This window comes from Microbacterium paraoxydans (assembly GCF_020524545.1).
GTDB lineage: Bacteria > Actinomycetota > Actinomycetes > Actinomycetales > Microbacteriaceae > Microbacterium > Microbacterium paraoxydans_C.
In genome coordinates, this window is record NZ_JAIVLG010000011.1 from 13,840 (window position 1) to 37,022 (window position 23,183).

Sequence of the window (23,183 nt, forward strand, 5' to 3'; positions counted from 1 at the left end):
CGATCAGATCCCTCGCCCGAGCTTCTGCACGATCTTGGTGATCGTCTGAGGCGTCACGAGCTTCCAGGAGATCGCGAACGCGAGCATCGCCTTCACCTGCTTCGGGTTGTGCCTCAGCGCCTTGCGCGCCCACGCTCGGGCGTTCCGTGCATCTCCGCTTGCGGCGAGTGCAAACGAGACCTGTGCCTCGATCCGACCGAGCGCGGCGGGTATCGATGCGAAGTCAGGGTGCTTGCGCAGCAGATACTGCAGGGCCTCCGCATAAGAGGCCCATTGCCCGAAGTAGTACGACTGGCCCTTCCACAACACGCGTACGAGCGGTTCATTCACCACGCTCACGAGCCCCAGCGTGGACGCGCGCAGGAGGATGTCGTAGTCCTCGCCGTAACTGCGCGGAAGCTCTTCGTCGATAAGACCGAGATTGCCCAGGAGGACATCGCGACGGAACATCAGACTTGAGGAATGCAATCCCGGGTTGCGATTGCGCAGGAACGCCTCGTGCGAGAGCTCCTCATCGGGGACGAGGCGCACGTGCGTGCTCTCCCCGTCGTCGACGATCATCGCCGTGCCGACGACGATCGCTTCCGGCTTCTCATCGAAGCGTCGCAGCTGGGCATCGAGTTTCCCCGGCAACCACTCGTCGTCGTCATCGAGGAAAGCGACGAGGCGACCTTCGGCGGCGTCGATGCCGGAGTTCCGGGCACCGGCCAGACCTCGGCTGCGCGTGTTGGCGATACCGCGGACGATCCAACCTTCCGGGATCTCGAGTTCCGGGACCTCGATGGGGCAGGCATCGAAGACGATGACGACTTCACCACCTACTGATGTCTTCTGTGCCAACACACTCTCGACAGCGAGCTTCATCAGCTCGGGTCGATTGTGCGTCGGCACGACGACAGAAACTTCACGCAGCATGCGCACTCCCCTTGTGTGACGCATCCGATCCACGTCGTGCGTGGCCGGAATCCCCAGTTGTTCGGCGGGCCCCATCCCGCCGAGAAGTCCGCCACTGACATCAGCGCGACCTTCGGGTTAGTATATCGAATGGAGCGCCCGTGGGAAGGGGCTTCATTCGAGGGGAATATCTGGGGAAGGGGATTTCGTCGTGCCAGAAGCTGTCACACGACGCGTTCGCGTCGGGGTCGTCGGAGTCGGGAAGATGGGCCTGTCCCATCTCGCGATCGTCCGCGCACTGAAGAATGTCGAGCTGGTGGGGGTCGTGGATGCGACGGACTACCTCCTCGACATCTTGAATAAGTACACCGGAGCGGCTACCTACGCGTCGCTCGACAAGATGCTGGATGAGGCGGAACCGGAAGCAATCCTGATCGCAACGCCGACCGGATCGCACGCAGCACTCGTCCGCAGCGCGCTCGATCGAGGGGTGCACGTCTTCTGTGAGAAGCCGCTGACGCTCACCGCCGCCGAGTCTGTGGAGCTCTCCGCGCTCGCGTCCGCGAAGGGGCTCGTCGCCCAGGTCGGTTATCACAACCGCTTCATCGCGACGTTTCAGGAAGTCAAGCGCCTTCTCGATCTGCATGCGATCGGCCGCGTGACGCACGTGCTCGCAGAGGCCTACGGCCCTGTCGTGCTCAAGCCCAAAGGGGCGACCTGGCGCAGCAAACGCACGACGGGCGGCGGGTGTCTGTACGACTACGCCGCGCACCCGCTCGACCTCGTCCACTGGTACCTGGGGACACCTGAAGGCGTCCGCGGCTCCGTACTGAACAGCATCTTCTCCGCGGACACCGACGACGAGGTCTACTCGACGCTGGACTACGCGGACGGCCTCAGTGTGCAGCTCTCCGTCAACTGGTCGGACGAGTCGTACCGGAAGATGTCGACGTCCGTCACCATTTCGGGAGCCCAAGGGCGCATCATCGCCGACCGCCAGGAGATCCGCGTGTATCTGCGCGAGGGCGCCGATATCCCCGAGGGATATCGCACCGGCTGGAACATCCTGTACACGACCGACCTCACCGAGCAGGTCTCGTTCTACCTTCGCGGCGAGGAGTACAGCGCCCAACTCGAGGCGTTCGTCGCAGCGGTGGCTGCGGATGAGAAAGCGGCGCGACAGAACAGCTTCGCCAGCGCATCCGAGACGGATCGCGTGATCGAGTGGATTCTGCAGGATGCCGAGAAGGGTGCGGCGACCGGTGCGGCGCCGAAGGCGACCGCCGCGGCGCCCGCGCACAGGCGCGGGCTTTTCGGACGGGGGAAGAAGGCATGAGCGAGATCACGACCACGGGCATGGATCGACTCCTACTCGGCGACAACCAGTTTTTCGGCATCAATCACATGTCGGAGGAGAAGGCACGCGCGCAAGCGATCCGGTTCCAGGACACCCAGGCGATCATCGACGTCATCGACGTCGCGTACGACAACGGGATCCGTACGCTGATGTGCACGACACACGAGCGAATCGCCGAGGTCTGCGACCACATGCGCGTGAACCCGGAGCGGTACGCCGACTACCGGTTCTACCCTTGCATGCCCTATGCCCACAAATACGCCAATGCCGTCACCGACCACGGGATGCTCGGCGCACTGAAGCAATTCCTCCCTGAGGAAGGACTTCTCAATGCCGCGTTGCGGGGCGGCAAGTCCTTCGTGAAGAAGGACATCGAGGGGATCATCACCTTGCTGGTGGACGCCGAGATGAAGATGTTCCAGGGCCTCAACACGCCCGTGATCTTCCTCCAGAACGTTGTGGTCGATCTCATGCTCGGCCTCGGATTCGACGAGGCCTTCGTGATCTTTGACCGACATGTGCGCGAACGCTACGGCGCCGAGCCGGCGTACATCACGATGAACTTGCCGATGCTGCTCGACACGCTCGACCGGGTCGGGATCAAGAACCCCATCGTATGCGCGAACATCAACGAGATCGGCTTCCGGATGTCCGGAGGTATCGAGGCCTATGAAGCTGCTCTGCGTGAACGGCCATTCCGCCCGGTCGCCATGTCGGTCTTCGCCTCGGGAGCGATCCCGCCTCGCCGTGCGCTGGAGTGGATCCATGATCACGCGAACGTCGAGTCGATCGTGTTCGGCGCATCGTCGCGAGCGTCCATCGCGAGCACGACCGATATTGTCAGGGATCTTTGGGGAACAGACCCCGTACACTAGGCGAACACACGTCAACAGGATGCATCGAGGGGGAAAGCTCGTCCCGCATCCACAACCCGGATAAGGTTCCGGCGAACCGCGCTGCACCGCGCAGCTCGATTTCGCACCCCCTCGATATGAAGCTGACACATCACATACGACACTCATCCCTTCGATTCCTGTTCGCTTCCCTCGCTGTCCTGGCAGTAGTGGGAGCCTCCCTCGTGGTCGGGAAACCGGCTGTCGCAGCCGAGTCATCGAGCATCATCTCGTCGGTGATCCCCCGCGGATCAACCGGCTGGGCCTATTACCGAGGAGCGGAGGCTCCCGCTGCCGGCTGGCAGACTTCTAAGAGGTCCTGGGCCAGCGGGACTGCTCCGTTCGGCGTCGGCTCGAGCACCGGACAGGTGAACACGCTGATCCCCGCGGTGGCCGGTCGCCAGCCGCTTGCCACCTACTTCACGAAGAGCTTCACGCTCACTTCCGATCTCCCTGAGTGGTCGTGGGTGAACACGTGGGCCGATGACGGGATCGTCATCTGGATCAACGGCGTGGAGATCGGCCGAAACAACGCACCCTCGGGCAAGATCACTGCCGGGAGCTACGCGACTGCGGCGCCGACTTCGGCGGCTGCGAGAAAGACCCCCATCTCGTTCTCAGTGCCAGCGGGAGTCCTCAAGGTGGGCGAGAACACGATGGCCGTGCAGGTGCTCTCGAACTGGCGTCAGACACGCAACCTCAGTTTCGACGCGCATCTCGTCCGCGAGGATCGCACGCCGTCGCCCGCGAAACCGACACCCGCACCGGCCCCGTTGCCGGCACCGCCGGTGACATCGCCTGCAGAGCCGCCCGTTCCTCCGGTCGACGGCACGAGCATCCCCGGCTGGGGAGCGCCGTCCTGGAGCGATGAGTTCACCTATAGGGACGGCTCAGGGAAGCCTGCGGTCGATCCTGCCAAGTGGAACGTGCGCGGCCAGGATGACCTCGGCCTCCTGTTCGACGCCGCTGTCGTTGATCGCAAGCAGGTCACGGTGGACAACTCCGGCGTCCTGCACATCCGCGCGGACTGGCTCAATACTCCCGTGATCCGGCCTTCCGCCCAGACTGGGCCGCGAGAGCTCTGGCACAAGACCGGCTACCTCGACCAGCGACGACTCGGTCCGGACGATGTGAGCATGGCCCAGCAGTACGGGCGCTGGGAGATCCGAGCGAAGACCCCCAGCGGCCCGAACACCTTCGGATCACTCGCCGCCTTCTGGCTCCGCAACAATCAGTCCGGCGAGATCGACATCATGGAGGCCTGGGGCTATGACGATGCGGCGGTCCGCGACCAACGCATCGACACGGCGACCACGACGGTCCACACCCACACGTCAAATCCGGCGTTGAATCAGCGCTATATCTGGCATCATGCGGACTACGGTGCAGCGACGCCGGTCTGGAACGACTTCCACACCTATGCGTTCGAGTTCACCCCGACGTATGCCGCGGTGATCGTCGACGGGGTCCAGCTTCTGCGGGCGACGCCAGCGACGCATCCGAACCTCTGGAATCCGGCCTACTTCGGATCACCGTTGCACATGCGCCTGAACCTGCACGTCGGCCCGTCAGCGACCTACTGGGGCCTCCCGAATCCGAACAACAAGGCTGCGACCCAGAATCTAGACTTCCAGGTCGACTACGTCAGAGTCTGGAGCTACCAAGGCTAGGCAGCTCTGGCCCAAGGCACGACGTGAACGCCTGCCTGACGACGAAGACCTCCGGGACGATGCGGGAGACCGATCTAGTCCCGGAGGTCTTCGTTACTCACCTCGAAGCTTCGACGGGCGCCCCTAGCGGCGCCGCTTCTTCGTGTGGCCGCGCTTCGGCGCCACGATTGGCTGCGCCACGACAGTGTGGACGTCGTCGGGCTCGATGAGTGAGTCATCGTCATCGAGTTCGACGTCGTCATCTTCGACATCGAAGGCGTCTTCGTCGTCGAACTCCTCGTCGTCGGTCCCGTCGTCGCTCTTCTCCTCGAGGAGAGCGCGCTTATAGGAAGAACCCGGGCCGTTGCGAACCCGCGACACGATAAGCGCTGCGATCGCACCGACGAGGATGCCCAGGAAGAGCCCCGCGGCAACGAATACGAGTACCGACGGGCGATTGGACTGTTGCGGAGGATCTGCTGGAGTCACCAGCATCCCCGAGTAGAACGGCGTCGCCGTTATTCGAGCCTGCTGGTCCAGTAGAGCTTGCAGCTGCAGTTGCGTCGCGGCACGCTCGCTACTCCCTTCGGGCTGGGAGTCGAGCACCGTCTGGAGCTGCGTGATCGACGTCCCGAGCTCGGCGGTGGTCTTCTCCACGACGGCCCTGGCATTGTCCGTCCGCTGCTCGCCGTACGCGGCCGCCAGCGCATTGGCGCGTTCTGCGGCGAGCTTCGGGGTGTTGGCCGTCACCTGGAAAATGAGCACTTGCGAGTTGCGCGGCACCTCGACCACCGTGTTTACACGAAGCGCCTCGATCGACGTGTTGTCGAGAGCCTCCACGGCACGCTCCAGCACGGCGGTCGAGGTTGCGACGACCTTCTCCGTCTCCATGTTGACGGTGTTGAAGCTCGACCCGGTCGAAAGCACGCTGATCGGCTCGACCGTGTGCTGCGCCTCAGCGGTGTACTTCTGCGGATAGATCATGAAGATGCCGAGGCCGACGAGAGCGAACGCGACGATGGTCCCCACGAGTACGAGCCATGACTGCATGACCCCTCGGTACAGATCTTCCAGTGTCCAGTGTGTCGCCAATGTGCGCTCCCCCATCTGCGCGTTCGACACAGTCGTCGGACGCAAACCCCCGTCATCCTACAAGTTGCTGCTGGCTGCCCGCCGTGAGAGGTCGCGAAGTCAGAGCGTTTCCGGAGCCCTAGAAACCACGAGGCGTGCCTTTCCGCCCTGGCTCTCGATGCTGGCTACCTCGATCGTCGTCACGCCGACGTTCTCTCCGACGAGTGCCGTAAGCGCGCGCGCGGCCCCAGCGGCAGCAGCCGAGGCTTCCCCTGGTCGTGTGGCGACGTAGCGAATGGTGATCGAGTAGTCAGGCGCCTGCACGATCTGCATCTGTCGGATCGCTTCAGGATCCCCGAGGAAGAGGCCGCTGAGACCGCCCGTGATGCGTCGACCCGAAGGCGTGCGGATCACGTCAGCGAGTCGCCCTTGCACGGGGTCGATACGCGGGAACACCCGCCCGCAGCCACACTCCCCGCCCAGAAGTCGGGAGCGATCGCCCATCTCGTAGCGCACGAGGGGATACACCTCGTTGCTGAAGTCTGTGACGACGACCGAGCCTTCCACTCCCGGCTCGAGGCGATGGCCGTCATCATCGACGATCTCGACCATGCGCTGATCGCCCGCGACATGCAGCCCCTCGTGCTGCGGACACTCAGCGGCGATCCAGGGGATCTCGGCGGAGCGGTAAGTGTCGTACACCGGTGCGCAGAACACCGATTCAAGCAGTGCCCGTTGACCGGGCTGCAGCATCGCTGCTGTGACCGACACCGCGGTCGTCGGCAGCGTGCGCCCCGATCTCGCCAGATGGGTCGCGACCGCGGTTGCCCCTTCCACATAGGCCACGAGAAGGCGAGGCCGAACTCTTGCCCAACGCCCCACGAACTCCTCGATAGCGTCATCCGTGATCGCCCGGGCATCGAGGTGGATGTGCCTGCTCGGCCACCACTGGGCCGCGTACCTGAGCGCCTCTCGCCCGTGCCTTAACCGCCGATAGATGAAAGCCATGTCGTCGCCCGGATGCACATCCCACCACCGATAGATGCGCCACCACATGGCGGCCGTCGGTGCTGCGGCATCGTTCCGCACCCGAAGCGGCGCTCCCGTGCTGCCTCCGGTCTGTGACACCAAAGCGCGCTTCGATGTGACCGCGGTTGAGAGCACACGATCCCCCGCTTCTCGGAGCGCGGTCTTCGTCACGATGGGAAGCTTCTCGAAGTTCTGCAGCTCGGAGACATCCTGCCGAGAGAGGCCCGCCCCGGAATACAGGTCTCGGTAGAAAGGAGATGAGTCGTACGCGTGGAGAGCCATACGCGTCGCCGCGGTCATGGAGAGCGCTTCGAACTCCCGGGCGCTGAGGCGCTCGTTTTGGACCATCGTCCCGAACGCTCGGCGATCGCCTCGCATGAGCAGACGCGTCTTGGCGTCGAAAATCCCTCTTTTCACCGCTCCCCACAAGCTCCGGCTCGCGCCGGTCCCCTCCATGCTAGGCGTTCTTCCCCACCGCGTTGCCAACAGCGGAGATCGGCGAAGACCGCCGGGGCCATATGGGTATCGCCCACCCACACGTCGGTGCTTCTTGGTTCGCGTCGACGGATCGGTTGTGGAGAACTTTGACGAGCTGCCGGCGAACACCACTAGAGTCTGTCGACCACTGACACACAGGGTCGCTTGGCGAACAACCGCGAGGCCCCATCTGTGACCGCCGCGGGACACCGCGTGCGACACCCTCGATCAAGGAGACAGCCAGCATGACCAGACGTACAAAGCGCGTGAGGCGAATCGCAGTGGCGGGAAGCCTGCTTTCGACGCTAGCCCTAGGCTCTCTGGTTGCGCCCGCTGCGGGTGCAACCGACGCCCTCATCAGTGACGTTGATGTGAACGTCGCCTCAGGTGAGTCACGCATTCTGAGCCTCACCGAAGATTCGCCGCAGGACTCCGTCACCAGTGTGACTTTCACTCCTTCGAGCCTGCCTGACGCCGGCCCCGGGCACACCATCGGGGTGCAGAGCCGAACCACGGACTCCGGCAGTTACATGCTGTGGTCGAGAATGGCACCCGACGGTGACGTCTTCGTCGGCATCGACCGTCTCGCCGCGCACGAATACGGAGTGCTGGCTCCCGTCGAAGTCTTGCTGCCCGAATCCAAGCTCACAGACGCTGCCGGGCTCGGGGAGAGCGTCCAGCTGTCCTTGACGACCACGGACGCGGGAGCGGAAGTCCACCTGAGCGCCGAGGTCGGGGTGGGCGAGGGTAAGCCACAGGAGTTCGCAGCGGCCGACACGGGCAATGACAGACTGACTGCTGGCGGCGCGGACATCGGGTTCTTCGGAGCCAGATCGTCGCCCAGCCTTACCGTGACGGTGAACAGCGCGAACGTCACGATGGCACCCGCGGCCCCGACATGGATGGACGACTTCGATGGCGCTTTGGACGCCACGTCGTGGGAGGCTCGACGATTCATGGACGCAAACACTCTCGATGGGGCGAACTTCCCTGAGAACGTGAGCGTTGTCGACGGCAACCTCCAGTTGCGTATGCAGAAGCTGGCCGCGCCGCAGCAGTTCAACGGCAAGACGATCACCTATGGCGGAGGCTACGTTTGGTCGCGGGGCAAGCACCACATCGGCTACGGCAAGACCGAAATCCGGGCGAAGATGCTTACGCCGGGATCATCAACGGGGCTATGGTCAGCAATCTGGTTCCGCGATGTGAATCTCGGTGGTGAGATCGACCTCTTCGAAGCTATCGGTACACCGAACCTGCAGCCGGGCTATTACCCGAACGACGGCACCGGTATCCAGCAAACCATCTACAAGCAGACGGGCGTGAAGACAAAGGGGGAGTACGCCCAGCGCAACTTCACCCTGACGACGCCGAGCGACCAGTGGCATACCTACACGCTGGAGCAGACTCCCCAGTTCATCGCACTTTCCGTGGATGGGGTCGAAACGTTCCGCACGTCTGACCCCAAAATCCTCGCCGGATTCAGCGGTCAGCTCGACATCCGTTTCTCCCAGTTCATCGGAGAGAGCTGGGGCGCCCGCACCGGCCCCACCACGGGCGCCATAAACGATGTCCTCATCGACCACGTGAAGCACTGGGCATACTCGGAATAGAGCGCCGGCCGGTGAGCCGCCTGGTTACGGCGCCGGCTGGTCCCGGAGGGCTGGTCCACGAAGATCCATCACTCCTTCGACGGGAGCGTACTGCCGCTGCTCACGGCCCCGTGGTCGGGACTCGGGGTATCAGCGCCCTAGAGCTCTCCGGGCTTCATCGCTTCGGCGTCGATGGCCCGAATCACGCGCAGCGCGGCGGTATCCGGCTTCGGCTCGGATGCCGCCGCGTCGTCGTCCCGGCGCCGCTTCGGGGCGTAGACGACGAGCGAGTGGAACAGGAATCGCGCGAAGAAGGCCACGATGAGGGAGAGGGCCGTCGCGAAGACGCTCGAGATGTGCCAGGACTCGACCATCAGGGCCATCACCGGAATCCGCAGCGCCGCCTCGACGTTGTTGAAGGCGAACGAACTGGCGAACCGGATCCCGAGGCCACGGGCATCCGTGCGCATGTCGGCGAAGACGAAGCGCTCCTGCAGCAGGAAATTGCCGATGATCGTGACTTCGGCGCCGATGATGGCCGCCCAGATGTACGGAACACCGGCGGCGGTCAGTGCCCACATGATCCCGAGGTTCGCGACAGCGCCGATCGCCCCGATCAGCGCGAACAGGGACATCTTGCCGAAGCGCAGCCGTGCGAGGTGCGCGATGAAGGTCGCGCCCTGGCGCAGGCTCGCCTTGGATGTTCCGTGTCGGCGCTCGGCGAACTCCATCGGCACTTCGGCGAGGCGGAGATCGTTGCGGGCCAGGATCTCGAGGAGGATCTTGAAGCCCTGAGGCTGCAGGTTCGCGACGTCGAGACGCTTCCGGTCCACCAGGAAGAAGCCCGTCATCGGGTCGGTGCTGCGAGCGAGGCGGATCGGGAACATCGCCCTGGTCAACCAGGTTGCGGCGCGCGAGACGCCGAAGCGCACAGCCGTTCCGAGGCCACGCGTGTCTCCTCCCCCGACGTAGCGGGACGCGGCGACGAGATCCGTATCGCCCGCGTCGTATCGAGCGAGCAGGGTGGGCAGGAGTTCGGGCGGATGCTGCAGATCCCCGTCCATGACGATGCAGACGTCGAAGGTCGCTGCTTCGAGCCCGACCGCCACCGCCCCACCCAGCCCGCCATGGTTCTCGGTGCGATGGATGACGCGCACCGGGACCGGGGCATCGACGGCGATGCGCGCCACTTCGGCGGCAGTGTCGTCCGTGCTGTCGTCGACGAACAGGATCTCGGCATCCCTGTCGGCGAGCGCGGCGGCGATTCGGGCGACGAGTTCCGGGACGTTGTCACGTTCGTTGAACGTCGGCACGATGACCGTGACCGGTGTCCCCACGTCAGCCCCCCTCTTCCGCACGCGCGACGCCTGCGGCCTCTATCGTTCCATGGGTTCCTGTGGGGAAAGAAACCCGAACCTGCTAGACTCTCGACTTGCGGCTGTGGGAGTCGCTGAGCGGGTGGGGATCCGCTTACTGGGGACTACTGATCTGGGGAGATCATGGGGACGCGTATCGGCTATGCCGTTGGTGCTTTCGACCTTTTTCACGTCGGGCATCTGAATCTACTTCGTCACGCCAAGCAGCACTGCGACATTCTGATCGCGGGCGTGGTGAGCGACGAGATGCTGCGCCAGGTGAAGGGCATCGAGCCCGTCATCCCGACGTCCGAGCGCGCAGAGATCGTGAAGCACATCTCCTTCGTCGACGACGTCTACGTGGAGACCACGCCGTCGAAGATGGATTCCTGGCGCGACGTGCACTTCACGCACTTCTTCAAGGGCGACGACTGGCGCGGCACCGACAAGGGCCTGCGCCTCGAACGCGAGTTCGCCGAGGTCGGCGTCGAGGTCGTGTACTTCCCGTACACCGCACACACCTCGAGCTCGTCACTGCGGCGAGCGCTCGACGCGATCACGGCCGGCGCGAACGCCCCGGCCGTCGCCGCGACCCGCTGACCTTCGGGCGTCGCTCAGTTCGCGACACCGAGAAGGCTGCGCGCCATCCGCGCGACATGCGGCGGGGTGTGCGGTCCCAGCCAGACCGTCCACGGCGACCACGGCTCGCCGCACGCCCACTCCACACACCAGGCATGGACGGCGTTGGCCAGCCGCTCGCCGCGAGCGTGCGCGCGGATGCCGTCGCCCCGCACGAGCCACCGCACCGAGACACCGTCGGGAGCATCGATGTGGCGGAGCTGGATGCGTGCCGCGACCTCGAGGAGGATGACCCCCTGGGCGTCCCAGGGCAGCCGCGCAGCGATGCCCGCGATGGCGCCGGCGTCCGCCGCATCGCCGGCGATGAGCACGGCCCCTTCGATGCTGTCCCACTCCGGGTCATCCAGGTGCTCGCACGCGTTGCTCATGCCATCAGTCTAGATAAGGGTAGCCTTACCTATCAAGACGCATTCGACGCCATCCCCGCGCGCAGCCGTAGGCTGGAGGCATGACTTCTGTTGCCTCCGACACGATCACGATGTTCGGCGCCGACTGGTGCCGCGACTGCATCCGCACCAAGAAGCAGCTCGATGAGCTCGGGGTCGACTACACCTACGTCGATCTCGTCGCAGAGCCCGCCGCCGCGGACATCGCGAAGGAGATCTCGGGCCGCACGAACATCCCGGTCGTCGTCTACCCCGATGCCTCGCACCACGTCGAGCCGTCGAACGCCGATGTCGAGTCGAAGCTGCGCGAGCTCGCACTGATCTGACCGTTCGTCGTCGCGCCGCTACACTGGCGCGATGAGCACTGAGGCTCGGGCCGAACGAGCATCCGTCCGTCTCTCCCCGCGCACGATCGTGCTGTACGCGATCGGGTCGCTGGGGACCGGCGGCTACGCCACCCTGCCCGGGCTGGTGCTGACGTATTTCCTGACCGACAACCTGGGCGTGGCGGCTCTGGCGGCGGGACTGATCGTCACGGCGGCGAAGATCTGGGACGTCCTGATCGATCCTCTGATCGGAGCGGCCTCGGACCGACAGCTCGCGCGCACCGGATCCCGTCGCGGATTCATGGTGACGGGCGCTCTCGCACTTCCGCTGTTCTTCGCCCTCACCTTCGCCGTGCCTCCATCCTGGGGACCGGTGGCGGGAGCCATCAGCGTCCTCCTGGCGTTCCTCGCGACCGCGACGGCCTTCAGCCTGTTCCAGGTGCCGTACGTCGCACTGCCCGCAGAACTCACCAGCAGCTACGACGAGCGCACGCGACTGCTGGGGTGGCGCGTGGTCGTACTCACCGCGGCGATCCTGCTGTTCGGAGCCGGCGGTCCGGCGCTGCGTAACGCCGGCTCCGATCCCGTTCTGGGCTACCTCCTGATGGGGGTCGTCTCCGGCCTCGCGATCGGCATCGGCATGCTGATCGCCGCGCGCACGGCGGACATCGCGGCCCAGCGCACGATCGGCACCCCCGGCGCGCCGATCGCGTCGTCCACCTGGCGCGACCAGTACCTGTCCGGCTTCCGCGCGCTCGGACGCAGTCAGCCGTTCCGCGCCCTGTTGGGAACGTTCGTGCTGCAGGCGCTCGCGACGGGGACGATGCTCGCCGGCGCCCAATACGTCGCGACCTGGGTGCTGCGATCCGAAGACGCCGTGACCCTCGTGTTCGTCGCTCTCGTCGGGCCCGCGCTCCTCGCGACACCGGCGTGGACCGCGCTCGCCCGGCGCACCGGGAAGGAGCGAGCGTTCGCCGTCGCCAGCGTCCTCTTCACCGTGGCCGCTGCGACCCTCGTCATCGCCGTCTGGACCCCCGGCGTCTGGATCTACGCGTCCGTCGCTGTCGCCGGCATCGCCTACGCCGGACTCCAGTCCCTGCCGATGGCGATGCTGCCCGATGTCATCTCGCACGACGAGCACACCAGCGGGCCGGGACAGGCAGGAACGTTCACCGGCATCTGGACCGCGGGCGAGACGGTCGGCTTCGCCCTCGGCGCGACTGCGGTGTCGCTGACCCTCGCCTCCACCGGCTACATCTCGACCGTCGCCGGAGCCACCGTCGCGCAGCCCGCGGCCGCGATCACGGGCATCGTCCTGAGCTTCAGCGTGCTCCCAGCCGCACTGATGGCGGCGAGCCTGCTGACCCTCCGCCGCTATCGCCTGCGCAGGGACGACATCGAGGCCGCGACGAGCCGCGACGCCTAAGCTGGGATCCCGTCCGAAGGAGACGTCGATGACTTCTGCGAGCACCTCCACCGCCCCCACACCCGTTTCGAAGCGCGGGCCGAAGACCGAGGCTCCCGAGATGAGCGAGGGCGAGCGCGACCGGCTCGACACCGCTGTGGATGATCTCCACGTCGGTGCACGCACGTGGTCGGCGCTCACGATCGCCCAGCGCGTGACCCTGCTGCGTGCGGTGCGAACGAGCGTCGCCGCCACTGCCGAGGACTGGGCGAACACGGCGTCGGCCTCCAAGGGTCTCGACGGCGGACACCCGCTGCGCGGTGAGGAGTGGCTCAGCGGCCCCTACAGCGTGATCGGTGCGCTCGACGCCTACATCGCGACCCTCTCCCACCTGGCGGACGGCACCAACCCGCTCGACGGCATCACCATCGATCGCGCTCCGGGTGGGCGCACCCGGGTGCATGCCTTCCCGCTGACCGGGACCGACAGGTTCCTGCTGTCCGGCTTCACTGGCGAGGTCTGGCTGGAGCCCGGGATCACCCCCCGCGCCGCACGTGCCTCCGCCGGTCTCGCTCAGCGCACGCCCACCGCATCAGCAGGTGTCGGACTCGTCCTCGGGGCGGGCAACATCACCTCGATTCCCGTCCTCGACGTTCTCTACGAGCTGCTCGCCCACAACCGCACGGCACTGCTCAAGGTGAACCCCACTCAGGATTCTCTGGTGCCGGTGTACAAGCGCGCGCTCGCGCCACTCATCGAGCCGGGATTCCTGCGCATCGTCCGCGGTGGTCCGGCGGTCGGCGCTTACCTCACCGACCACCCGGGACTCGCGCATGTGCACATCACCGGGTCCGCCGCGACGTTCGACACCATCGTGTGGGGACCATCGAAGGGCGAGGGCTCGTCCGCGACGAAGCGACGTCGCCGCGAGAATCGCCCGCGCTTGAAGAAGCCCATCACGGCGGAGCTCGGTGGCGTCTCACCGATCATCGTCGTGCCCGGCGCGTGGACGGACGCCGACCTCACCTACCACGCCGAGCACATCGCCACCATGCGCCTGCAGAACGGCGGGCACAACTGCATCGCGGGCCAAGTGGTCATCATGTCTTCGGACTGGGATCAGGCCGACGCATTCCGGGCCGCGCTGCGACGTGCGTACGCCAACGCCCCCGAACGTCCGACCTGGTACCCGGGATCGCCCTCGCGGATGGAGCTCGCATCCGACGCCTACCCCGACGCCCTCGTGCTGGGCGACCGACTGCTCATCGAGGTCGACGCCGACGACGACCCGACAGCGCTGGAGACCACCGAGTACTTCGCCCCCGTGCTGGGCGTCGTGACCGTGCCGGGCACCGGCCAGGACTTCCTGGATGCCGCCGTCGCCCATGCGAACGAGAAGCTCCAGGGCACCCTCGGCGCCAACCTGCTGATCGACCCCCGGACGGAGAAGTCACTCGGCGTCGGATTCGAACGGGCCATCGCCGCGCTCCACTACGGCTCCATCGCCATCAACAGCTGGACGGCATTCGCGTTCATCACCCCGACGCTCACCTGGGGCGCGTTCCCGGGCGGCACGATCGGCGATGTCGGCAGCGGGCTGGGCATCGTGCACAACGCGCTCCTCCTCGACGGCGTCGAGCGTTCGGTGCTCCGCGGACCGTTCCGCCCCCTCCCGCGCTCGCTGCCGGTCGCGAACGGCGGCGGACGGTTCACGATCCTGCCGAAGCCTCCGTGGTTCGTCTCCGCTCGCACCGGTGCGGCTGTCAGTGAAGGACTGACCCGCTACCGGGTCGACGGCAGCGTCGTGGGACTGGTGAAGACCTTGGCGAAGGCTCTCCGGGCCTGATGCCGCCCGCGCGACGAACCTGACGGTCAGCGCGCAACGAAGGAGAACTCATGGAAACAAGGAGCCGATTTCGCATCCGCTCCTTCACTTCGTGAGATCTCCTTCACGAAGTGCGGCTCGTCAGCGGCCCGCCTGCGCGAAGCGGTCGGTCGCCGCACGGAGGGCCTTCTGCGTACCGGGCTCGGTCGCCGCATGACCGGCGTCGTCGACCACGATGAACTCCGCCTCCGGCCACGCCCGGTGCAGGTCCCACGCCGTCATCATCGGGGTAGCGACGTCGTGCCGCCCCTGCACGATGACCGCGGGGATGTGACGGATGGCGTCGACACCGGCGATCAGCTGGCCCTCGCCCCACCAGCCGCGATGGACGAAGAAATGGTTCTCGATGCGGGCGAACGCCGTGGCCTTCCGCGGATCGGACATGGCGGCGATCTGCGCAGCATCCGGTGTGAGCGTCACGGTCGCCGCTTCCCACGTCGACCAGGCGACAGCGGCAGGCACGTGCACCGCGGGGTCGGGGTCGAAGAGTCGGCGGTGGTATGCCTCGATGAGATGCGAGCGTTCCAGGATCGGGATCTGCGCGATGAACGGCTCCCAGAGGTCGGGGAACAACGCCGCCGCCCCGCCTTCGTAGAACCACTCGAGCTCCTCACGACGCAGGGTGAAGATCCCACGGAGCACCAGTTCGGTGACGGCTTCCGGGTGCGCCTGTGCGTAAGCGAGCGCCAGGGCGCTCCCCCATGACCCGCCGAACACCTGCCACTTCTCGATGCCGAGGTTCTTGCGCAACAGCTCGATGTCGGCGATCAGATGGGCGGTGGTGATGTGACGGAAGTCGGCATCCGGAGCACTCGCGTGTGGCGTGCTGCGGCCGCAGCCGCGCTGATCGAACAGCACGATGCGGTAGGACTCCGGGTCGAAGAACCGCCGTTGCCAGGGTGAGGTTCCGCTGCCGGGTCCGCCGTGGAGGAAGACCACCGGCTTCCCTTCGGGATTGCCACTGACCTCCCAGTAGACGCGGTGGCCGTCGCCGACGAGCATCTCCCCCGTCTCGTACGGCTCGATCGGTGGATACAGTTCGTCTGTCTTCTTCATCAGCGGCCCCCCAGCCGGTCAGGCAGTACTACTTCATCCACCGTAACGGACCTGCCCGCGCGAACCACCCTTCGCTAGAGGTCTCCTTCGGCGAGGTCGAACACCTGGCCACAGGCACCCAGCCCGTTCTGGTAGCCCTCGGCGAACCAGCGCTGACGCTGTGCGCTGGAACCGTGCGTCCAGCTCTCCGGGTTCACGAAACCGGACTGCGCCTGGATGTTGTCGTCACCGACCGCTGCGGCCGCGTTCAGCGCGTCCACCCGCTGCGCCTCGGTGGTCGGCTGAAGGTAAGGGACCCCCTCGGGGTCGGTCTGCTCCGAGATCCGGCCGATCCACGCCCCGGCGTAGCAATCCGCCTGCAGTTCCATCCGCACGCCGTTGCTGCCCGGGCCCGTCCCGTTGTTCGGGTAACGGTCCATGTAGCCCGTGATGTTCTGGATGTGATGGCCCCACTCGTGCCCGACGATATAGAGCTGAGCGAGGTTTCCGGCCGACGCCCCGAACTGCTGCTGCATGAGCTGGAAGAAGGTGGGGTCCACATAGACCCCTTCCTCGGGCGGGCAGTAGAACGGTCCGACGGCATTGGATGCCGTTCCGCACTGCGTGGGGGTGGAGACGTCGACCACGACCATCTGCGGGGCGCGGTAGCCGTCGACGTTGTCCGCCCAGAACTCATCGAGCGCGAGCTGCGCGCCGGCCATCCGGCAGTCGATGTCCGTGTTCGCGTCCGCGCCGGTGTCGCAGTTCTCGATGACCGATCCTCCGACGGGCTCGCCGCTCCCGCTCGGAGCCCCGCCCCCGAGCAGACCGGTCAGGTCGATGCCGAGCAGAGGGCCGGCGAGGAGCGCGATGATGCCGAGCACCCCCACTCCTGCACCCCCTGCGATGGCTGCGGTGCGACCGCGTCGACGGGTGGTGTTGCCCGAGATGTCGGCGTCGGGATTGAAGGTCATGCGACGAGGGTACTCCGAGGGACGACCGACGTGATCAGACGTATGCTCGGGGCATGACGACCACGATCACCCTCACCGGCGCCGGCGGCCAGATCGGCTACGCACTGCTGTTCCGCATCGCGGCGGGCGACCTGCTCGGACCGGACGAGAAGGTGCGGCTCCGACTGCTGGAGATCCCGCAGGGACTCGGTGCCGCGGAGGGCGCCGCGCTGGAGCTGCAGGACGGGGCGTTCGGCTTGCTCGAACACGTCGAGGTGACGGACGACGCCGCGGTCGGCTTCGACGGCTGCGACCTCGCCCTGCTCGTCGGCGCCCGCCCACGCGGACCCGGAATGGAGCGCGCCGACCTCCTCGCCGCCAATGCGGGCATCTTCGGCCCGCAGGGTGCGGCCATCGCAGCGAACGCGGCGGCGGGAGTGCGCGTGACGGTGGTCGGGAACCCCGCCAACACCAACGCGCTGATCGCAGCCGCCTCAGCGGACGGCGTGCCCGCCGAGCGCTTCACCGCGCTGACGCGGCTCGACGAGAACCGTGCGCGCGCCCAACTCGCGCAGATACTCGGCGCACCCGTGCACACCGTGCGCCGAGTGCCGATCTGGGGCAACCACTCCGCGACGCAGTTCCCCGACATCTCGCACGCCACGGTCGCCGGCCGGCCGGTGGGGCCGGCTCTGGAGCAGATCGTGGGCGACGTGCCGGCCTGGCTCGACGAGACGTTCATCCCGCGAGTGGCGAAGCGCGGAGCGGAGATCATCGAGGTGCGCGGGTCGTCATCGGTGGCGTCGGCGGCGAACGCGACCATCGAGCACGTCCGCGACTGGGTCCGGGGCACCGACGACTGGACCTCGGCAGGCGTCGTCTCGCACGGCGAGTACGGCGTGCCGGAGGGGCTCGTCTCGTCCTTCCCCGTGCGGTCCGTCGACGGCGAATGGCAGATCGTCGAAGGGCTGGAGCTGAGCGAGTGGGCGCGGGCCCGCATCGACGCCTCGGTCGCCGAGCTGATGCAGGAACGCGAGACGGTACACGGGCTCGGGCTCTTGTGAATCCGATCACCCGCGGCGTCGGCCGACAGGGCAGAATGGATGCCGGAGGTGCGCGATGAGCGAGACGGTTGATCCCACGAAGGCTGCGGCCGTCGATGAGGCTCTCACGAGCCCGCTGCACCTGCCCCACGACGCCGCGAGCTGCCCGAAGTGCTTCACCGAGCTGCAGCAGAACCGCAACTTCTGGACCGCGCGTCCCGACGGCTCGCGCCTGGTCGGCCTGGTCGTCGCACGCGAGGGCATGCCCTCCGTCGTGAAGCAGCGCGAAGACCTCACGCGCTTCGGCGTCCCGATCGAGGGATTCCGTCACCCGGCACCCGACATCCTGGAGAGCTGGAACGACCGTCTGGCGCGTCTGATCTCGACCTTGCGCACGGGCGATGTGGTGGTCGTCGCGAACATCAAGGCCCTCGGCCTCGATGCCGAAGAAGGAGCCCGCACCGTCGCCGAGCTGCGCCGCCACGGCATCATCGTGAAGGTGCTGAACCACGACGCACGTCACCTCGCCGACGCGGCCTCCGCGCGCTGACGCCGCTCCGCGCGAAGAGACTATGGCGTCGCGGTGGGCTTCAGCGTCGAGCCGAAGGCCGTGGCGATGGCACTCACCGAGCAGACGCTCCCGACCCTCGAGGTGACCGGCATTGACTGATCGCACGCCCGACGAACTCAACGCGATCGCTCTCGTCCGTCAAGACCTCGGAGCGCAGTCTCCGCGCGACGCGAGCGCGGCCCGGATCGACGACACCGTCCTGCGGATGCATGGGCTGAAAGACCTCGGCAGTCGGCTCTGGGCAGAAGCCTCGGCGGTGAGCGACCGCGCGAAGTCGGAGGTGACCGCGCGGGTCAAGGCCGAGTACGGCCTACGGAGCCCCCGCAACGGTCTCATCCCGATCCTGGTGCTGTTCCTCACCTTCGCGGGCGCGATCCCGATCGGCTTCCTCAACGCCATCCGCCTCGGCTCCCCGGGCGGAGAAGTCACCGCAGCGATGCTCACAGCGGGGATCGGTGTGGCCCAGTTGATCGTGGCGCTCAGCACCGGCATCCGCCCCGTCGCGCGTCCGACCGTTTTCCAGTCGAGGATCTCCGTCATCGTGCTGCTGATATCGGTCGTCATCGGCTTCGTGCTTACGGAAGGTGTCCCCCGCATCCTCTTCATCGTCGGAGCACTCGGCACGCTGTGCGCGGCCATCGTCCACACCATGACGCGCGCCCGTGACCCCGAGGCCACCGCCCGGATCGACGACGCGGAGGCGCGGGCGCGCACGGACGTGACGCGCACAGTCGATGCGGAGCGGCATCGCATGCGCACGGAGCTCGAGGCCGCGCTCGCCGGACGCGACGACATCGACACGATGCGGCGCACGCGCTCGCTCGCGATCGCTGCTTTCCGAGAAGAGGGCGGCAAGGCGGACGATGCTGACCCCGCGGCGCTCCCCGGAGAGTACATCATCCGCAACAACACGAACCGGTGGCTGCCGCTGGACGAGCAAGGGCTCTGGCCTCCGTCCGACCGCTGACCGCGAACGACGAAGAGGGCCGACCATCCTGGTCGACCCTCTCCACGAATCCCTGCTGCGCGTCAGTCGCCGTAGGGCGCCACGGGGAAGTCGGTCTGGGTCGGCTGCGGATCGATCGGGGTGCCGTCCTCGTTGTAGTAGATCGGGCTCCCCTCCTCGGGGAAGTAGAACCGCGGCTGCCAATCCGGTCCCTCGAAGGCGGGGAAACGCAGCGACGCTCCCTTGTACACCAGCTCGCCGCCGAAGACCATGTCGGAGAGATCCGCCGCATCGCCCGGCATGCAGCCAGGAGTCGCAGTGGCCCAAACCGTGTTGCGTCCCGGCCAGATGGTGACGACTCCTCGACCGACATCGCCGCCGGTCCCGATCACGTTGATCTCCTGCCTGTCCCCGTCGCCGAATGTTGCGGTATCCGCCGATGCCCCTACCTCCTCAAAGGCGGCGGACGCGGCAGCGACGACGGCGTCCACATCGATCTTCTCGGAGGGCTCCCACAGTCGCGCCCAGGAGAAGGTGTAGCCGGACAGCTCTCCGTCGACTCGGCAAGCGATCGGGGATGCTCCGAACGATCCCTGGTCCACAGCCCAGTCCCCCTCGTGGACAGCCATGATCACCGTGTGCATGGCGGTGGCGTAGGCGGTGTAGTTCTTCTCGCCGTCCCGATACAGCTCGTCACCCGTAGGCGCTGCCGCAGACCCGCAGCTCGTCATCATCGTCACCAATCCGACGACTGCCGCCGCCTTCATCCCGCGCCGCCGCAACCTACCGCGCACGCGTCAGTCGCCGTAGGGTGCCACGGGGAAGTCGGTCTGGGTCGGCTGCGGATCGATCGGGGTACCGTCCTCGTTGTAGTAGATCGGGCTCCCCTCCTCAGGGAAGTAGAACCGTGGCTGCCAATCCGGTCCCTCGAAGGCGGGGAAACGTAGAGATTCGCCGTCGGACAGCTCGCCGCCGAAGACCATGTCGGAGAGATCCGCCGCATCGCCCGGCATGCAGCCAGGAGTCGCAGTGGCCCAAACCGTGTTGCGTCCCGGCCAGATGGTGACGACTCCGCGACCGACATCGCCGCCGGTCCCGATCACGTTGATCTCCTGCCTGTCCTCGTCGCCGAGAATCGACGTCTCGGCGACGATCCCCACCTCGTCGAAGCCCGCCTTCGCCGCGGCGACGACCGCATCGACATCGATCTTCTCCACGGGCTCCCACAGCCGCGACCAGCTGAAGGTGTAGCCGGACACCTGCCCACCGATCCGACAGGGAATGGGCGACGCACCGAAGGAACCTTGATCCACGACCCAGTCCCCCTCGTGGACAGCCATGATCACCGTGTGCATAGCGGTGGCGTAGGCGGTGTAGTTCTTCTCGCCGTCCCGATACAGCTCGTCACCCGTAGGCGCTGCCGCAGACCCGCAGCTCGTCATCATCGTCACCAATCCGACGGCTGTCGCCGCCATCAGTCCGCGCCGCCACCTACCGCGCATCCGCTGTCCCATCCGTTCAGAAGTCGATGAGAGCGTACTCATCGCTGATCCACCAGTTGCCCGCGTCCCAGAATCCCTGCGTACTGCCCTCGCCGCCGCGCTCGGTTCCCGCCTCTCCCGTCTGGATGATCTCGCTCACGTTGTAGAACGATTCCGATCCGGGTTCGAGGTAGGCACCGGGTCCGAGAGCGTCGTGCCCTGTCGCTGCCGGAAGGCTGCCTCCGAGCTCATCGACGCCACCGTCGCTGTCGAACACAGTAACGCCGTCCATGCGCTCCGGGCTGACAGGATGCCCCACGCTCGTTCCTCGACCGATCCTCGCGACCGCGTCGTCTTCCGAGATCGTCGCGTAGATCTGCGGGGGTTCGCCGTTGGACAGATTCGCGACGACCGTCGGGTCTTTCGGGAAGCCGGCCGATCCCACGGCGATGAACGACGTGACGCCCAGACCGTCGGGCTGTGATCCGATTGCGAGGGCGGCCGTCGTGCTGCCGTAGGAGTGCGCGATCACGTTCACGTCGGCGTTCGGAGACAGCGCGCGCACCGCCAACAGATAGGACCTGAGCGACGCCGCACCGTCTTCCGCCCGGGACATCGCCGGCTCCTCCACGAGGTTCGGGGTGTCGTACCCGAACCAGACGACCGTGGCGGATCCCTCGCCCACCCGAAGGTTGAGCGACTTCGCCGATTCACCCCAGGAGAAGAGATCCTCGACGTTGCCGTTCATACCGGGGACGAGCGTGTTGATCTCCGACGCCGTCGACAGGTCGCCGTAAGCGACGGCCGCTGTCACCTGCTCGGAGCCACTCGGATCGAAGACGATGAGACTCGGGAGAGGGATACCGCCTCGCTTCAAGGCAGAGCGGACGGCGAGCAGTTCGTCCCGATGCGGGCCTTCAGGTTCGCTCTCGAGCAGTTCCTCCAGCCGCGCCGAGTTCACGCCGGCGCGCACGTCCCACGGGATGCCGTCGAGGTTCCCGATGATGGCGGGATGGTTGTCGATGAGCTCCTGCCGGAGCTCCGGATTCTCCGCCCACAGCCGGGCGATCTCGTCCGGGCTCGTCGCCGCGAGGAGCTCGGCGAGCAGGTCGCGCGCCTCGTTCGTCATCGCGGCACCGGCGCCGCCTGCCAGCTCGTTCAGCGCAGCCGCATATGCGGCGTCCCAGTCGCCATAGTGCCGCTCGTACTGCACCCAGAGCTCGTCGAGCGCGTCCTTCGCCGCGTCGCGATCGCCGATCGCCTCGGTCGCCGCGTCGTTCGTGTCATCGATCGCGGACTGATCATCACCATAGGCCGCCGCCAGCGCTGCCCGTCCGGCACGGTCGGCAGCGGTGTCGAGTAGGGTCCATTCCGCATGCGCCGTCTCGATATCGTCGATCAGGTCGTTGGCCGGCTTCGCGTGCAGATCGAAGGCATCGGCGTAGCGCTGCAGGACGCCGGCGAGAAGCTGCGCCTCGGCGATGTCGCCCGGCAACAGCGCAGAGAGGTCATTCGCATCCGTGCGCACCGCCGTGACCGCGCGACCGACGCCCGGCAACTCCTGTGCGACATGCGTCGCCGTGCGCAGGTCGCCGAGCCGATCCGCGACGCGCGTGAACAGCAAGCTCCAATACGCCATCGATCCGCTGTTGCCCTCGAGGCGTTCGAGCGGGTAGCCCTGGTTCGGAGACGTGAGGCTCACGACCCGTCTCCGCCCGTGAGCTCGACATCGAGCTGCGAATACTTGTTCGCGATGGCCGAGATCGCCGCGGACAGGGCCCCCGCCGTCTCGATCCGGTCGTAGGCGGCGTCGTGCAAGGCGGACAGTCGTCGGTGCATCTCGAGGCGGAGGCCTGCGCGCTGCGCGGGGTTCTCGACACCGGTGTCCTCGCCTTGGAGGTTCGCCGCCTGCGTCAGCAGCTCGGTTGTCGCGGAGGTGAGACCGCTCGCGGCATCGTTCAACGCCGCGTAGAAGATTTCGACGTCTGACACGGATAGCCCCCCCGGTATCGCTGGCTTCACCCTATCCTGCTCGCGTCATGCGAGCCGATGGGGACAACTCCCCATCGGGCACGCCCCGTGAACGACGGAAGAGGGCCGACCGTCCTGGTCGACCCTCTCCACGAAACCCTGCCGCGTGTCAGCTACCGGCGAGCTGCTGATCCAGATCCTGGATCGCCCGCATCATGCCCAGCA

Annotated in this window: 22 protein-coding genes; 11 read left to right on the forward strand and 11 right to left on the reverse strand. The window is 66.5% G+C overall.

The genetic code is table 11. The features are described 5' to 3' along the window. Positions 1-3 precede the first annotated feature (3 nt). Positions 4-915: a glycosyltransferase family 2 protein gene (locus LC041_RS16575; protein WP_226534206.1), complete on the reverse strand. Its 912-nt coding sequence runs from the start codon at positions 913-915 to the stop codon at positions 4-6. Positions 916-1,105: 190 nt separating this feature from the next. Here LC041_RS16575 and LC041_RS16580 point away from each other — a divergent pair, with 190 nt between their 5' ends. From LC041_RS16580 to LC041_RS17415, 3 genes are all read left to right on the forward strand, one after another. Then, positions 1,106-2,230 carry a Gfo/Idh/MocA family protein gene (locus LC041_RS16580; RefSeq protein WP_226534207.1) on the forward strand — a complete coding sequence of 375 codons (1,125 nt, stop codon included), beginning with the start codon at positions 1,106-1,108 and terminating at the stop codon, positions 2,228-2,230. Next, positions 2,227-3,126, forward strand: a complete 900-nt coding sequence (locus LC041_RS16585; RefSeq protein WP_226534208.1) for a hypothetical protein — start codon at positions 2,227-2,229, stop codon at positions 3,124-3,126. Before LC041_RS16580 ends, LC041_RS16585 begins: the two co-directional genes overlap by 4 nt. 203 nt (positions 3,127-3,329) lie before the next feature. Further along, a complete protein-coding gene (locus LC041_RS17415; RefSeq protein ID WP_226534209.1) occupies positions 3,330-4,814 on the forward strand; it encodes a glycoside hydrolase family 16 protein in 1,485 nt (494 codons plus the stop codon). Between the two features lie 123 nt (positions 4,815-4,937). Here the strand turns inward: LC041_RS17415 and LC041_RS16595 are convergent, their stop codons facing one another. Further along, positions 4,938-5,900, reverse strand: a complete 963-nt coding sequence (locus LC041_RS16595) for a Wzz/FepE/Etk N-terminal domain-containing protein (protein ID WP_226534229.1) — start codon at positions 5,898-5,900, stop codon at positions 4,938-4,940. A gap of 84 nt (positions 5,901-5,984) precedes the next feature. Then, on the reverse strand, positions 5,985-7,241 hold the full coding sequence (locus tag LC041_RS16600; protein ID WP_226534210.1) for a phenylacetate--CoA ligase family protein: 1,257 nt from the start codon (positions 7,239-7,241) through the stop codon (positions 5,985-5,987). Positions 7,242-7,615: 374 nt separating this feature from the next. On the opposite strand from LC041_RS16600, the gene LC041_RS16605 reads away from it, so the two are divergent. Beyond that, a complete protein-coding gene (locus LC041_RS16605; RefSeq protein WP_226534211.1) occupies positions 7,616-8,983 on the forward strand; it encodes a glycoside hydrolase family 16 protein in 1,368 nt (455 codons plus the stop codon). 137 nt (positions 8,984-9,120) lie between these two features. Here LC041_RS16605 and LC041_RS16610 read toward each other — a convergent pair whose 3' ends face one another. Next, on the reverse strand, positions 9,121-10,299 hold the full coding sequence (locus LC041_RS16610) for a glycosyltransferase (RefSeq protein ID WP_226534212.1): 1,179 nt from the start codon (positions 10,297-10,299) through the stop codon (positions 9,121-9,123). Positions 10,300-10,461: 162 nt separating this feature from the next. Between LC041_RS16610 and LC041_RS16615 the strand changes: the two genes are divergently transcribed. Further along, positions 10,462-10,917, forward strand: coding sequence for an adenylyltransferase/cytidyltransferase family protein (locus tag LC041_RS16615; protein ID WP_131492979.1), 456 nt, complete (start codon positions 10,462-10,464; stop codon positions 10,915-10,917). Between the two features lie 14 nt (positions 10,918-10,931). On the opposite strand, the gene LC041_RS16620 is transcribed toward LC041_RS16615, so the two are convergent. Next, on the reverse strand, positions 10,932-11,324 hold the full coding sequence (locus tag LC041_RS16620) for an SIP domain-containing protein (protein WP_226534213.1): 393 nt from the start codon (positions 11,322-11,324) through the stop codon (positions 10,932-10,934). A gap of 80 nt (positions 11,325-11,404) precedes the next feature. Between LC041_RS16620 and LC041_RS16625 the strand changes: the two genes are divergently transcribed. Genes LC041_RS16625 through LC041_RS16635 form a run of 3 tightly spaced genes read left to right on the forward strand, consistent with a single transcriptional unit; the run spans position 11,405 to position 14,919 of the window. Then, positions 11,405-11,668 carry a glutaredoxin family protein gene (locus tag LC041_RS16625; protein ID WP_226534214.1) on the forward strand — a complete coding sequence of 88 codons (264 nt, stop codon included), beginning with the start codon at positions 11,405-11,407 and terminating at the stop codon, positions 11,666-11,668. A gap of 31 nt (positions 11,669-11,699) precedes the next feature. Continuing rightward, positions 11,700-13,094 (forward strand): MFS transporter, encoded by a 1,395-nt coding sequence (locus LC041_RS16630; RefSeq protein WP_226534215.1) that lies wholly within the window; start codon positions 11,700-11,702, stop codon positions 13,092-13,094. 28 nt (positions 13,095-13,122) lie between these two features. Then, complete coding sequence (locus LC041_RS16635) at positions 13,123-14,919, forward strand: aldehyde dehydrogenase family protein (RefSeq protein ID WP_226534217.1); 1,797 nt, start codon at positions 13,123-13,125, stop codon at positions 14,917-14,919. A gap of 120 nt (positions 14,920-15,039) precedes the next feature. Here the strand turns inward: LC041_RS16635 and pip are convergent, their stop codons facing one another. Next, the gene (gene pip, locus LC041_RS16640) at positions 15,040-16,014 is read right to left on the reverse strand and encodes a prolyl aminopeptidase (RefSeq protein ID WP_226534218.1); all 975 of its coding nucleotides are present in this window, start codon (positions 16,012-16,014) and stop codon (positions 15,040-15,042) included. Positions 16,015-16,088: 74 nt separating this feature from the next. Beyond that, on the reverse strand, positions 16,089-16,967 hold the full coding sequence (locus LC041_RS16645; protein ID WP_226534219.1) for a neutral zinc metallopeptidase: 879 nt from the start codon (positions 16,965-16,967) through the stop codon (positions 16,089-16,091). A 53-nt stretch (positions 16,968-17,020) separates the two neighbouring features. Between LC041_RS16645 and LC041_RS16650 the strand changes: the two genes are divergently transcribed. The 3 genes from LC041_RS16650 to LC041_RS16660 all read left to right on the forward strand — a co-directional run bounded on the left by LC041_RS16650 (position 17,021) and on the right by LC041_RS16660 (position 19,527). After that, entirely contained in the window at positions 17,021-18,010 is a 990-nt protein-coding gene (locus tag LC041_RS16650; protein WP_226534220.1) for a malate dehydrogenase, read from the forward strand. Positions 18,011-18,065: 55 nt separating this feature from the next. Further along, complete coding sequence (locus tag LC041_RS16655) at positions 18,066-18,539, forward strand: dehydrogenase (protein WP_226534221.1); 474 nt, start codon at positions 18,066-18,068, stop codon at positions 18,537-18,539. Between the two features lie 112 nt (positions 18,540-18,651). Next, positions 18,652-19,527, forward strand: coding sequence for a hypothetical protein (locus LC041_RS16660; protein WP_226534222.1), 876 nt, complete (start codon positions 18,652-18,654; stop codon positions 19,525-19,527). Positions 19,528-19,589: 62 nt separating this feature from the next. Here LC041_RS16660 and LC041_RS16665 read toward each other — a convergent pair whose 3' ends face one another. From LC041_RS16665 to LC041_RS16680, 4 genes are read right to left on the reverse strand one after another with little or no spacing between them, the layout of a single operon-like run. Beyond that, the gene (locus LC041_RS16665; protein ID WP_226534223.1) at positions 19,590-20,273 is read right to left on the reverse strand and encodes a hypothetical protein; all 684 of its coding nucleotides are present in this window, start codon (positions 20,271-20,273) and stop codon (positions 19,590-19,592) included. Positions 20,274-20,303: 30 nt separating this feature from the next. Next, the gene (locus LC041_RS16670; protein WP_226534224.1) at positions 20,304-20,981 is read right to left on the reverse strand and encodes a hypothetical protein; all 678 of its coding nucleotides are present in this window, start codon (positions 20,979-20,981) and stop codon (positions 20,304-20,306) included. Between the two features lie 43 nt (positions 20,982-21,024). Then, positions 21,025-22,689 (reverse strand): alpha/beta hydrolase, encoded by a 1,665-nt coding sequence (locus tag LC041_RS16675; protein WP_226534226.1) that lies wholly within the window; start codon positions 22,687-22,689, stop codon positions 21,025-21,027. Then, positions 22,686-22,979, reverse strand: coding sequence for a hypothetical protein (locus LC041_RS16680; protein ID WP_226534227.1), 294 nt, complete (start codon positions 22,977-22,979; stop codon positions 22,686-22,688). The genes LC041_RS16675 and LC041_RS16680 overlap by 4 nt, the downstream gene beginning before the upstream one ends. Positions 22,980-23,183: the final 204 nt, after the last annotated feature.